General features: G+C 71.6%; 11 protein-coding genes. 4 read left to right on the top strand and 7 right to left on the bottom strand.

From position 1 onward, the window contains the following. From ACZ47G_RS25780 to ACZ47G_RS25750, 7 genes are all read right to left on the bottom strand, one after another. The coding region (locus tag ACZ47G_RS25780; RefSeq protein ID WP_465746432.1) for a VMAP-C domain-containing protein at positions 1–1,439 on the bottom strand (1,439 nt) is incomplete at its 3' end. Positions 1,440–1,443: 4 nt separating this feature from the next. After that, the gene (locus tag ACZ47G_RS25775; protein ID WP_465746430.1) at positions 1,444–2,400 is read right to left on the bottom strand and encodes a trypsin-like peptidase domain-containing protein; all 957 of its coding nucleotides are present in this window, start codon (positions 2,398–2,400) and stop codon (positions 1,444–1,446) included. Then, positions 2,397–2,873: a CU044_2847 family protein gene (locus ACZ47G_RS25770; RefSeq protein ID WP_465746428.1), complete on the bottom strand. Its 477-nt coding sequence runs from the start codon at positions 2,871–2,873 to the stop codon at positions 2,397–2,399. The genes ACZ47G_RS25775 and ACZ47G_RS25770 overlap by 4 nt, the downstream gene beginning before the upstream one ends. Before the next feature lie 265 nt (positions 2,874–3,138). Further along, positions 3,139–3,429 (bottom strand): DUF7701 domain-containing protein, encoded by a 291-nt coding sequence (locus ACZ47G_RS25765; protein ID WP_465746426.1) that lies wholly within the window; start codon positions 3,427–3,429, stop codon positions 3,139–3,141. Next, positions 3,426–3,911, bottom strand: a complete 486-nt coding sequence (locus ACZ47G_RS25760) for a RipA family octameric membrane protein (protein WP_465746424.1) — start codon at positions 3,909–3,911, stop codon at positions 3,426–3,428. Before ACZ47G_RS25760 ends, ACZ47G_RS25765 begins: the two co-directional genes overlap by 4 nt. Next, positions 3,908–4,609: a DUF4328 domain-containing protein gene (locus ACZ47G_RS25755; protein WP_465746422.1), complete on the bottom strand. Its 702-nt coding sequence runs from the start codon at positions 4,607–4,609 to the stop codon at positions 3,908–3,910. Before ACZ47G_RS25755 ends, ACZ47G_RS25760 begins: the two co-directional genes overlap by 4 nt. 76 nt (positions 4,610–4,685) lie before the next feature. Beyond that, complete coding sequence (locus tag ACZ47G_RS25750; RefSeq protein ID WP_465746420.1) at positions 4,686–6,212, bottom strand: transferase; 1,527 nt, start codon at positions 6,210–6,212, stop codon at positions 4,686–4,688. A 315-nt stretch (positions 6,213–6,527) separates the two neighbouring features. Between ACZ47G_RS25750 and ACZ47G_RS25745 the strand changes: the two genes are divergently transcribed. The 4 genes from ACZ47G_RS25745 (at position 6,528) to ACZ47G_RS25730 (ending at position 12,344) form a co-directional block, all read left to right on the top strand. Beyond that, positions 6,528–7,811, top strand: a complete 1,284-nt coding sequence (locus tag ACZ47G_RS25745) for an extracellular solute-binding protein (protein ID WP_465746418.1) — start codon at positions 6,528–6,530, stop codon at positions 7,809–7,811. A 37-nt stretch (positions 7,812–7,848) separates the two neighbouring features. Beyond that, a complete protein-coding gene (locus ACZ47G_RS25740; protein WP_465746416.1) occupies positions 7,849–8,739 on the top strand; it encodes a carbohydrate ABC transporter permease in 891 nt (296 codons plus the stop codon). After that, positions 8,736–9,581 (top strand): carbohydrate ABC transporter permease, encoded by an 846-nt coding sequence (locus ACZ47G_RS25735; protein ID WP_465746414.1) that lies wholly within the window; start codon positions 8,736–8,738, stop codon positions 9,579–9,581. Before ACZ47G_RS25740 ends, ACZ47G_RS25735 begins: the two co-directional genes overlap by 4 nt. Positions 9,582–9,692: 111 nt before the next feature. Next, positions 9,693–12,344, top strand: a complete 2,652-nt coding sequence (locus ACZ47G_RS25730; RefSeq protein ID WP_465746412.1) for a glycoside hydrolase family 31 protein — start codon at positions 9,693–9,695, stop codon at positions 12,342–12,344. Positions 12,345–12,515 lie beyond the last annotated feature (171 nt).

Raw genomic sequence — 12,515 nt, 5'->3', positions numbered from 1 at the left:
TGCGTGTGGGGGGTGGGGTGGGGTGAGGGTGGTGTGCGTGGGGGATACGGGGAGCGATTGGCTTCCCGGTCCCCCCCTCCCCCCCTCCCTCCCCCCCCCCCCCCCCCCCCCCCCCACAACATGGCCGGGACGCCGTCGAGTTCGACGGCGTCGAGCACGGCCGCGCGCACCCGCGGGTCGAGTTCGTCGTACGGGGTGTCGAGGCCGAGGCAGGCCACGGTGGGCCGGCCGTCGAGCCAGCCGGGCAGGTCGGCGGCGTGTTCGGGGTGCAGGGGCGGCCAGCCGATCCGGTCGACGGCCTCGCAGTCGGGTGTGTCGGCGAGCAGGTGCTCCGAGCGCTCGTACCAGGCCGGGATCTGCAGCCAGGGGTTGGTGTAGCGGTCGAGGTAGCGGACCACCACGGGGTGCAGCAGTCCTAGCCGGTGGCCCGCGGGGGTCGGGGACCACAGGTCGGCGCTGTGGCCGAGCAGGGCCCTGGGCAGCAGGAACTCGATCCGGACGGGGCTGCGCCGGTTCCTGGCCAGCTCGGTGAAGAGCGCCTGCCAGCCGGCCAGCCGGGCGCTGCCCTCGGCGACCAGATCCTCCAGGGCGAGCGAGTCGGCGGCGACCAGGTCGTGGAGGCGCTCGATCGGCCCGCCGGCCGCCGGCTGGCGGTAGCAGGACGCCCGGAGGTGGTAGCGGGCCGCCTCGATGTGCTCCGGGGTCTCCGCTTCCAGCCGGATCTGCACGATCAACCGGCCGGGCGCCTCCTGTCGCGGCGCCCGGCGGGCCGCCGTGACACTGCTCAACAACTCTGCCAGGCCGCCGAGTTGTGGGTGCCGCAGGGTCAGATCACGGTCCCGCGCCAGTCCGTCGAGGAAGGACAGCGCATGCCCGGCGTCGGGCCCGCCGAAGCGGTCCAGCAGCCGACCGAGGATCTCCGGCAGCGTCGTCCGTTCGTCGATCCGGTGGCGGCCGGGGGCCTGCGGGGGCACGTGGACGAGCAGTTGGTGGGGGCCGGGCGGGGGCGTCAGCGCGCGCAGCAGGGCGATGACGCGCAGCAGCAGCTCGGGGGCCAGGCCGGTGTCGGCCGTCAGCGCCAGCACCACCAGCTCCAGCCAGGGCAGCGCGCCGTCGTAGGGTTCGTGGGCCCTGAGCGCCTCGCCGAGCGAGCCGAGCACGGCCCGGGGGTCGGGGGCGCGGCGGATGCTCCGCAGGATCTCCCGGACGTGCTCGCGGGCGGTGTCGGCCTCCTTGACGTCCAGGTGGAACATCCGGGAGGACGGGGAGCGGCCCATCGTCTCCAGGACGCCCTGCCGGAACTCCCGCCGGGAGATCCCCTGGAACTCGAAGAGGATCTCGGTCAGCAGGCCCTCGGCCGCCTCGATCGGGGGCGCGGTGCGACACCCCGGCTCGACGGCGGCCTGCGGCGACCAGTCGCCGTACGCCCCTGCGGTCATCGCTCTACCTGCTCCCCGGGCCGCCGGCCGCCGCCCGTTCCACCAGGGCCCGCAGCCGCTCCAACGCGCCGTCGTACGGGGCGAGTTCCTCCAGCGCCGTGGACAGCGCGCGCAGCGCCGCCGGGACGTCGCGATGGTGGCGGCAGCGGCGGACGATCCGGAACAGGTGGTCGCGGCGGTCGGTGCGCTCCTCGACCTCGAACGAGTGCGGCAGGCCGAGGTGTTCACCCATCCGCTCCAGCAGGTCGAACCGCCCGTCGGCGCGCGCCGTGTACGGGACGGCCATCAGGGCCGCCACCAACTCGGCGTCGGTGGGCGGTGGTTCGGACGGCTCCGGCGTGACCGCCTGGACCGCCGGGCCGAGGAAGGCGAGCAGCGCCGCCAGCGGGACGTACCAGCCGCCCAGGTCCTGCTTGTCCGAGCGGGTGCCCTTGAGCACTCCGCGCACCAGGCCGTCCGGCCCGGCCAGCATGCTGCCGCTGAAGCCGGGCTGGACGAAGCCGGTGACACCGATGAACTCCCCGGAGCGGCCGACGACCCGGAGCGCCGCGGTGTCGGCGCTCGCGCCAGGTGTGGGGGTCTTCGTGGAGTAGCCCAGGGCGGTCAGCCAGCTGCCCGGCTCGGCCTCGCCGTCCGCCAGCGGCGCCACCGGGTGGCCGGTGCCGGCCAGCGCCGGGACGTCGAGCAGCGCGAGGTCGGGGAACGGTTCGAAGGAGCCGCCGCCCATGGTGTCGGGCTCGGCCCGCACCGCCCCGGGCTCCACCGGGTGAGCGCCCGAACCATGCCGGACGGCCAGCCCTTCGGCCACTCCGGAGCGGTCCAGCACGACATGGGCGCAGGTGAGCACCAGGCCGGGGGCGACCAGGAAGCCGCTGCCCCGGAAGCCCTTCACCGCCTCGATCCTGACGGCACAGCGGTGCAGCGCCTCGGACCGGGCGCCGTCGAGGTGCGGGCCGGTCACTCCGCGACGGCGGGGGTGGTGGCCTCGGCACCCTCGGCACCCTCGGCACCGCCTACGGCCGTCGCACCGCCCGCCGGGCCGCCGTTCGCCCGCTCGCGCCGCGCCGCGAGGTCCCAGGAGAGCTTGACGGTCAGCCCCGCCTCGCTCCCGGCCTCCGCGATGATCCCGAGCAACTGCCCGGACTTCACGGCCAACTTGAGCCCGAACTCGACCTCGAAGGAGTCCGGCGCCCCGGACCCTCCCTGGGCGATGGTCTCCGCCGCCCAGCGCCCGATGCCCTGCACCGTGCCGCGCACCTGGTCCAGCGAGAGCGCCACCGCCGAGCCGACCCGGGCGGCCCGGTCCCGCAGCGCCACGTCGCCGAAGCCGTCCTCGTCCCCGGCCGCGGCGAAGCCCACCTCGCCGATCACCTCGGCCCGCACCGTGGTGCCGTCCCCCAGGTCGATCGTCTCCACCGTCACGTCCCCGGCCACGCCGCTCCCCTCCCGAACGTCCGAACCACGCGCCGGAGCCACCGGCCGGACAGCACGCCCGAACCGCCGCCCCCGGCCCGCAGCCTCCCCGACTGCGCGCGCCACCATACCGCGACCGCGCGGCCTGCTCGATCGTCTTCTACCGGTCCGGGGCCCCCTGCTCCTGGTAGGTGACGGGTGCCCACACCCGGATTCGGGCGGGGCCCTCACGGGGTGCGGGCCCGCTCCTCAGCGGCGGCGCTGCCGGGCTCGGGGCACCTGCCGGTCACCGTCCGACCTTGCGGGCCGCCGCCCGGATCGCCTCCGTGTACGGGGTGTCGAACGCCCTGGTCTCCGGGGGGAGGTCCTGGAAGGGGACCAGGGCGCGATGGGTGGCGTTCACCGACTGCATCCAGGCCGACCAGGCGTCATGGACGTCTTCGTCCGTGACCAGCTCCCCCTTCGCTCGGAGCAGGACGGCATAGCTGCGGAAGAGGGCGTCGGAGTCGGCCGGCGGGGCGGCGGTGGGCGGCAGGCACGAGCGGATGAGATCGGCGAGATCGTCAAGATAGGTCATTCGAGCAGTGTGCCCGTGAGGATGACCAGATAGACCGCGGCGAACACCCAGGGAACGAGCCGTTCGGAGATGCCGAGTTCCGCGTACCGCTTGTACCCCGGGCGCGGGGTCTGTTTGAGGTGGTTCCACTCGTCGGTGAAGACCTTGGCCGGCAGGCCGTTCTCGAGCGCGTTGATGACTTTGAACTTCGCGGTGTTGAGGTCCCGGTAGCTGCGCAGCTGGAGCCACCACGCGACGGACACCGTGAGGCCCGCCGCGGTGACGGCGACCACCGCCCACCACGCCGTCTCCCGCAGCTGGGGAATCCCGAGGCCGACGACGGTGACCAGGGCGGTCTGCACGGAGAGGAAGAAGGCGTTGGCCGCGCCGCGACGGGCGGACACCCGGTCGGCCATCTCCACCGCGAGCTTGTACAGCTCCAGGAGTTCCGGCGGCTGACCCGGCTCCGGCTCCTCGGGGGGACGTGCGGATGCCGGGCTCACCGCCCACCGCCCGCGGTCCCCGGCGCCTCGGTCTGCCAGGCGGTGACCTGTCTGATGAGGGGGATGACCAGCACACCGGCCGCCAGCAGCAACGCCGCGAGCAGGGTGGTCACGTACGCGTAGGACAGCACGTCCTGCTCGCCCTCCCACTCCGCGGAAGCCAGGCGCCACTGGATCGGCTTGACCAGTTGGGCCAGGAGGAAGCACGCCCACCAGGCCTTGACCAAGGTGGCGGAGGCTCGCCGCCGAGGAGCGCTGGCCTGCCAGATGTCCGAGACGACCTGGTAGGGGTACCAGAGGTTGGCCACCGGGGACGTCCATGCCCCGACCACCCACAACCGGGCCCGGCGCTGCGAGTCGCGGCCACCGATCGCCTCGGCGTTGACCCGCGCCCGCCACAGCCAGACGAGGAACGCCACCCCGGCCGGGATCCAGACCACGAACATCGCCGTCAGCGACGACACCGCCGTGAGCACGTCCGCGTCGGCGGCCGCGAGATCCGCCTCCGTGGCCGCCCCGTTGATGTAGTCGTGGATGAGCAGGTAGTCGCGCCAGCTGCTCGCCGCGAGCAGCACCTCCCGCAGAACGGCGACCGCGATCAGCACCGCCGCGGCGGCGGCCCAGCCGGTCACCGGCCTGCGTTGTGCCGGGCCGGCGTCGCTCGGGTGACCGGTACCGCCGTGCTGTGCGTCGTTCATGGTTTCCCTCCGTTGACGTTGCTGTCTTCCGAGTCACGCCGGACGCCGGCCCGGCGCCGGTTCCGGCTCGGCGCCCTCAGAAACCGGCGAGTTCGAGCAGCCTGAGCAGCAGGACCAGGACCGCGATCGCCACCGCGCCCTTGCCCAAGGTGCGGAGCATGTTGCTGTCGCTGCGCTGCACGACCATCCGGCCGCGGACGCCCACCGCTGCCAGTGCGGCCTTCATCGCGCGGACCGTACGACGCGCCGGTGAGGGTTCCCCGATCGCCTCCAGGGCCGTTCTGCAGCGGCGTACGAGCCCGCCACGGGGGGCCTCCGGGTCGGGAACGGGCTGGACCGCCCTCACCTGCGGTGTCCAGTCCGGGCCGAAGGTGACGGCGGCCGAGATCCAGGACGTGTCCGTCGCCACCCCCTCCAGCGGCAGCGGCACCGGTAGTCGGCCGTCCAGGCTGTCGATCGCCTCCCTCACCCGGCCCGGTGTCAGCAGGAGCAGCTTGCGGGCGGGCTGGGTGGCGATGACCTGCTCGACCTCCCACCGCAGTCCCTCGCCGACGCCCACCCGCAGCACGATGAGCTGAGCCAGGTCCATCAGCCGAAGGATCGTCGGCTTCCAGTCGTCCAGCGGCAGGTAGAACCGTGCGGCGCCGAGGAGCGGCAGCGGCTCGCCCGGCCTGCCCACCGCGATCACGGGGCCGAAGGCCCGCAGCGCGGCGGCGAGTTGTTCCTCCCGGGAGTGGATGTTGAGCTCCTGTCCGTCGTCGATCTGTGCCGCGCTGCGGTCGTCGGCGAAGCTGCGGAGGTAGAGCACGGGTCGGCGGCCGTCGGCCCGCAGGGCCGCGACAGCGTTCCGGGTCGAACGGGGCCGGGTGTACCGCAGGATCAGGAAGCCCGCGCCGAGTGCGACCAACCCTGTCGGCAGCATCAGGAGTTGGACGGCCACGGGTGGACCCTCCAGACCTGTTCGCCGGGCCCCGCCGACGAGGAACATCCCGCCGACGAACAGGGTGTAGCCGAGGCCGCTCGCGATCAGGAACAGCGGCCGGCGCCACGGCGGGTGCCGTTCGGCGAACCGGCCGACCGTACGAACGGCTTCCGCGGTCGCCGCCCTGCGCCGGCGGCGCAGCCGGAGCGACGGTCCGGCGAGCGCCAGGGCGACCGCCGCGAGCCACAGCGTGGCCTGGGTCTGGGTACGGAGGTTCTGATCGAGAGTTCCCCGGTCCCGCTCGACGTCCGCTGCGAGCGTGCCGGCCCGCGCCTGGGCGGCGACGCCTTGGCCCTGGTGCACGAGATCGGTGGCCGTGGCGACCGTGGCCCGGGCCCGGCCGGGCGGCGCGTTCTCCTCGAACCACGCCCGCGCCGCGCCGACTTCGGCGCGGGCGGTCCGGTCGCCGCTCGCGTAGCGGTCCACCAGGGCGGTGAACGCGGTGGCGCGGGCAGGGCCGTCGTGGAAGCGGTCGTGGGCCTGCCGGGTCTCCACCGCGGTGATCGCCAGGTGCAGCGCGACGTAGGCGGCGAGGAGCGCGGTCGCCGTGATCACCCGGGCCAGCGTCCGCAAGCCGGAGGACATCCAGAGCCCCTGCGCCGAGCGCCCCCTCGTGCTCATCACTGCCTCCGGAAGAGAGGTGGTGCACGTCCCGGACGCTTCCATGATGTGGCACAACTCACTACCGGATAAAGAGATTTGAGCGACATATGAGCCACGGCGCCGCTCCCCGACCGGCCGGGGCGGCGGATTGAGCGATTCTGCGCAGAGCGCCTTCGGCCTGCCCCGATCCGGGCGGCGGCATGCTCAGAACTGCGCCCAGGATTGACATGAACCACCCGAAGCAGCAAGCTGCTCTTTCGAAACTGCTCAAAACCTGCGTTCTTCAAGCATCTTGGATCATCCGATCAAGCACGCACGAAGGCGGTAACTGCGGTGGACAAACGTGTACTGGTCCTCGTCTCGGCGTGTGCCCTCGGTGCGCTCGCCCTCACGTCCTGCGGCAGCGGCGGCGGTGGCGGTGGGGGCGGCGGGACCGACGCCGACGGGAACGTGACGCTGAAGCTGGTGGCCGCCGACTACGGCGACAAGGAGTCCAACAGCTCGAAGAACTACTGGAACAAGGTCGCCGCCGACTTCACCGCGGCCAACCCCGGTATCAAGGTGGACGTCCAGGTGGTGAACTGGAACGACATCGACAAGCAGGTCAAGACGATGATCCAGAGCGGCAACGTGCCGGACGTCCTGCAGACCGGCGGCTACGCGGACAAGGTCGCCGACGACCTGCTGTACAAGGCGGAGGACGTGCTGTCGCCCGCCACCCGGGCCGATCTGATCGACAGCTTCGCCACCGCCGGGCAGGTCAAGGGCGTGCAGTACGGCATCCCGTTCGTCTCCTCGGCCCGGGCGCTGTTCTACAACAAGACGGTGTTCCAGCAGGCCGGCATCACCCAACCACCCACCAGCTGGGAGGAGTTGCGCAAGGACGCCGAGCTGCTGAAGGCGAAGGCGCCCGGGGTCACGCCGTACGCGCTGCCGCTCGGCCCGGAGGAGGCCCAGGGCGAGAGCATGATCTGGGAGCTCGGTGACGGCGGCGGCCCGACCGGCAAGGACGGCGGGTACACCCTGAACAGCCAGGCGAACATCGACACCTTCCGCTGGCTCAGGACGAACCTGGTCGACCCGGGGCTGACCTACGCCAACCCGGCCACCACCGACCGCAAAACCGCGTTCGCGGACTTCGCGGCCGGCAAGGCGGCCATGCTGAACGGGCACCCGTCGCTGATCCAGATGGCGCAGGCGGGCAAGGTCGACTACGGGGTCGCGCCCATCCCCGGCAAGGACGGCCCGCTGAGCTCCACCCTCGGAGTGGCGGACTGGATGATGGCCTTCAAGAAGAACGGGCACGGCGACCAGATCCGCAAGTTCCTGGACTTCGCGTACGCCAAGGACAACCAGCTCGCCTTCGACGAGACGTACAACCTGATGCCGGTCACCAAGAGCGCGCTGCAGGACCTCACCACCGGCGGCAAGCACCAGGACCTCGCACCGTTCTTCGCCCTGCTGCCGAACGCCGCGTTCTACCCGCTCGGCGACACCACCTGGGACGCGGTCTCCGCCGAGATCAAGAAATCGATCGGCAGCGCCGTCTCGGGCGACCCGGCCAAGGTGCTGGGCGACCTGCAGAAGAAGGCCCAGGCCGCCGTCGCCGACAAGTGACGGCGCCGGACGGACGACGGCCGCGAAAGGCGACCCCGTGACTCCCAACTCCCCTGCCCGCGGCCGCCGTCGACTGGGCCCGCTGCCGTGGATCGGCCCGGCCGTGCTGCTGATCGCGGCCGTGGTGCTGTGGCCGGTGTACGAGATGGTCCGCACCTCGTTCCTGCGGGTCAGCACCAGTGGTTTCGTCCGCGGCTCGGCCGGGCTGGACAAGTACCGCAAGCTGTTCGGCGAGGCCGACCTCGGCCATGTGCTGCTCGCCACGGTGGTCTGGACGCTCGCCGTGGTCGGCCTGACCATGCTGCTCTCGCTCGCCCTGGCCCAGCTGTTCGACCAGCGCTTCCCCGGCCGGCGGTACGCCCGTTGGGCGCTCATCGCGCCGTGGGCGGCGTCCGTGCTGATGACGGCGATCGGCTTCCGCTGGATGCTCGACCGGACGGCGGGCGTGCTGAACACCGCACTGACCGACCTCGGGCTGATCGACGGGCCGCGGGACTGGCTGGGCGATCCGTCGACGGCCTGGCCGTGGATGGTGTTCGTCGCGGTGTTCGTCTCCCTGCCGTTCACCACCTACACCCTGCTGGCCGGTCTGCAGACCATCCCCGGCGAGCTGTACGAGGCGGCCCGGGTGGACGGCGCCTCGCGAGCGCAGGCCTACCGGCGGATCACCCTGCCGCTGCTGCGCCCGGCCTTCCTGGTCGGCGTGGTGATCAACCTGATCAACGTCTTCAACTCGTTCCCGGTGATCTGGGGCATGACCCAGGGCGGCCCGAGCAGTGACACGGCCACCAGCACGGTGTTCATGTACCAGCTGAAGGACACCGACATCGGGGAGTCGGCGGCGATGTCGGTGGTCAACTTCGCGCTCGTGGTGCTGCTCGTGCTCGCCTTCCTGAAGGTCAGCCGCTGGAACCAGGAGGAGAGTTGACATTCGGTCAGATACCCCGGAAGCGGCGGCTCGGCCCGCGCACGCTGGCCCTCGCGGGGGCGGCCTGGCTGCTGGCGGCGTTCTTCCTGCTCCCGTACCTGGAGATGGTCGTCACCGCGCTGCGCCCGGCGGACGAACTGCGCGACGCGACCTACCTGCCACGGCACTTCGCCTGGTCCAACTTCCTCGGCGTCTGGCGCGACTCCACCCTCGGCGGCAATCTGCGGGTCACCCTGCTGGTGGCCGGCGGCTCCACCGTGCTGGCACTGCTGGTAGCGCTGCCCGCCGCGTACTACACCGCCCGGGTGCGCTACCGGGGGCGCAGGCTGTTCCTGCTGCTGGTGCTGGTCACCCAGATGTTCCAGCCGACCTCCCTGCTGGTGGGCCTCTACCGGGAGTTCTACCAGCTGGACATGCTCAACTCGGTCTGGACGCTGATCCTCTGCAACGCCGCCTTCAACCTGGCCTTCGCGGTCTGGATCCTCACCGCGTACATCTCCTCGATCCCGGTGGAACTGGAGGAGGCCGCCCTGCTGGACGGCCTGGGCCGGCTCGGGGCGCTGCGCCGGGTCGTGCTGCCGCTGGCCCTGCCGGGCGTGGTCACGGCGCTGATCTTCACCTTCATCTCCGCCTGGAACGAGTTCGTGATGGGCCTGACGCTGTCCACCGCCCCGAACGCCCAGCCGCTCACCGTCGGCATCAACAGCTTCATCGGCAACTACACCGTCCAGTGGAACTACCTGTTCGCCGGTTCGGTCGTGGCGATCGTGCCGGTCGTGGTGCTGTTCGCGCTGATCGAGCGGCACGTGGTCTCCGGGCTCACCGCCGGATCGGTCAAGTAGCCCGTCGGCCAAGCAGCCCGTCGGTCAAGCAACCCGTCGGTCAAGCAACTCATCGGTCAAGTAGCCCGCAGAGAAAGACGATTGATTCACCGAGTCGACAGGAGAACCCCCGTGCGCCTGCTCCGACCCCACCTCCGACGAGCCGCCCTCGCGGCGGCGCTCACCAGCATCGCCGCCGTGGCCGGCCCCGTCCTGCCGGCCCGCGCCGCCGCCCCCGCCGCGGCCGTGCTGGACGGCGGCCACCAGAACGTCAGCTGGCAGAGCCCCGTCTACGCCAAGGGCACCATGGGCGGGGCGAGTTCCTGCCCGGCCGCCGCCCAGGACCCGGACGGCACGGTCTGCGGCCGCTTCGACCTCACGGTGAACGTCCCCGACGGCTACTGGAACGACAACCCGGAGGGCGGCGTGCCGATCTCCGTCCAGTGGCAGAACCCCACCGACGACTTCGACCTCTACATCTACGACGCCAACGGCAAGGAGGTCGCCGAGAGCGCCGGCACCGCCGACCCCGAGGCCACGGTGATCCCCAAGGCCTCCGGCACCTACCACGTGCTGGTCGTCCCGTACGACGTCCACGGCGGCTCCTTCACCGGCCGCGCCTACCTGCCGCAGACCGCCGACGCGGGCGCCCTCACCTCCTTCAGCGGCGGCCACGGAAGCTACGACATCGCCGCGGGCGCCCTCAAGGCCAAGGTCGACTTCCTCGCCGACGACCAACTGCGGCTGCGCGCGGCCCCGGACGGCACCATCACCGATCCGGCCGACCTCACCATGATCCGCAAACAGCCCGAACTCCAGCCCGACACCTCCTCGTTCGACGCCGGCGACTACTACGGCATCCGCTCCGGCCACGTCGTCCTGCGGGTCTACAAGCACCCCCTGCGGTTCGGCCTCTACCAGGCCGACAACCGCACCGCGATCTGGCAGGAGGACGCCCCGCTGCGCTGGTCCACCAGCGGACTGCGGCAGAGCCTGGCCCGCGGCGCCGACGAGCAGTTCTTCGGCGGCGGCGAACAGAACGGCAGCTTCTCGCACCGCGACCAGACCGTCCACGTCTCCAACAGCACGAACTGGAACGAGGGCGGCTACAACAACTCCCAACCGTTCTACGTCTCCACCGCCGGCTACGGCGTCTTCCGCAACACCTTCGCCCCCGGGATCTACGACTTCGGCTCGCCGGTGCGCACCGGGCAGCAGGAACGGCGCCTGGACGCCTACTACTTCACCGGCGACGTCAAGTCCGTCATCGGCCAGTACACCTCCCTGGTCGGCAAGCCCTTCATGCCGCCGGTCTACGGCCTGGAACCCGGCGACTCCGACTGCTACCTGCACAACGCCAACCGCGGCGAACGCCACACCACCGACGCCCTCAAGGTCGCCGACGGCTACGTGCAGAACCAGATGCCGCTCGGCTGGATGCTCGTCAACGACGGCTACGGCTGCGGCTACGAGAACCTCCCGCAGACCGGCGAGGGCCTGCGCAAGGACCACGCCCAGCTCGGCCTGTGGACCCAGAACGGCCTGCCCAACCAGGCCGAGGAGGTCAAGGCCGGGGTCCGGGTCCGCAAGCTCGACGTCGCCTGGGTCGGCAACGGCTACGGCTTCGCCCTCAACGCCTGCGACCAGGCCAAGGCCGGCATCGAGGACAACAGCGACGCCCGCGGCTTCGTCTGGCTGCCGGTCTCCTGGGCCGGCGCCCAGCGCTGCGGGGTGCTGTGGAGCGGCGACCAGAGCCTGTCCTGGGACTACATCCGCTGGCAGATCCCCACCTACGCCGGCGCCACCATGTCCGGCATCGCCTACGACACCGGCGACGTCGGCTCGATCTTCCGCCGCGACCCCACGATGTACACCCGCGACCTGCAGTGGAAGGCCTTCCTGCCGACCATCATGACCATGGACGGCTGGGCCAGGGACATGACCGGCAAGGAACAGCGCGACCAGCAGCCCTGGCTGGACGGCGAGCCCTACACCTCAATCAACCGCAAGTACCTGCAGCTCAAGGAACGGCTGCTGCCGTACATGTACACCCTGTCCGCCGAGGCCACCCGCACCGGGATCGGCGCGGTCCGCCCGCTCGCCCTGGAGTACCCGCACGACCCGGCGGCCCTCGGGCCGAACGCCAAGTACGAGTTCCTCGCCGGGCCGGACTTCCTGGTCGCCCCGGTCTACTCCGACACCTCGGTGCGCGACGGCATCTACCTGCCCGAGGGCACCTGGACCGACTACTGGACCGGGCGCACCTACCAGGGCCCCACCACGATCAACGGCTACTCCGCCCCGCTGGACACCCTGCCGCTGTTCGTCAAGGGCGGCTCGATCGTCCCGATGTGGCCCCAGGGCACGCTGTCCTGGCAGAACCGCGACCGCACCGAACTCGACTACGACCTCTACCCCCAGGGCGACTCCAGCTACACCCTCTACGAGGACGACGGCGTCACCCGCCAGTACGGCGCGGGCTCCTCCGCCACCCAGCGCGTCGACGTCCACGCCCACGGACCGGTCACCACCGTCAAGGTCGGCGCCAGCGAGGGCGGTTACACCGGCAAGCCGGACGCCCGCTCGTACCGCTTCACCGTCCACGGCCAGTCCGCCCCGCACCTGGTCGTCACCCGCGGCGGCCCGCTGCCCCACCTCGACTCGGCCGCCGCCCTCGACGCCGCCCCCTCCGGCTGGTACCACGACGAGGCCACCGGCGTGACCCAGGTCAAGACCCCCTCCCTCGCCACCGCCGAGGCCTTCACCCTCCACCTGATCCACTGAGCCACCGTTCCGCAGATCCATAGCTCCATAGATCCGCAGATCCGCTGATCCGTAGATCCGTAGATCCGTAGATCCGTAGATCCGTAGATCCGTAGATCCAAGCCGACCCACCTGACCGCCCCCACCTGTCCCGGGGCCACCCCCACGTGGCTCCGGGACGGGCGGCCGGCG

Source organism: Kitasatospora sp. NPDC030952, assembly GCF_055571335.1.
This window is presented reverse-complemented; position numbering and strand designations above follow the sequence as displayed.

Coding starts and splice junctions, on each gene's coding strand:
- ACZ47G_RS25765 (WP_465746426.1), bottom strand. CDS start 3,429: ATGACCTATCTTGACGATCTCGCCGATCTCATCCGCTCGTGCCTGCCG.
- ACZ47G_RS25755 (WP_465746422.1), bottom strand. CDS start 4,609: ATGAACGACGCACAGCACGGCGGTACCGGTCACCCGAGCGACGCCGGC.
- ACZ47G_RS25750 (WP_465746420.1), bottom strand. CDS start 6,212: ATGAGCACGAGGGGGCGCTCGGCGCAGGGGCTCTGGATGTCCTCCGGC.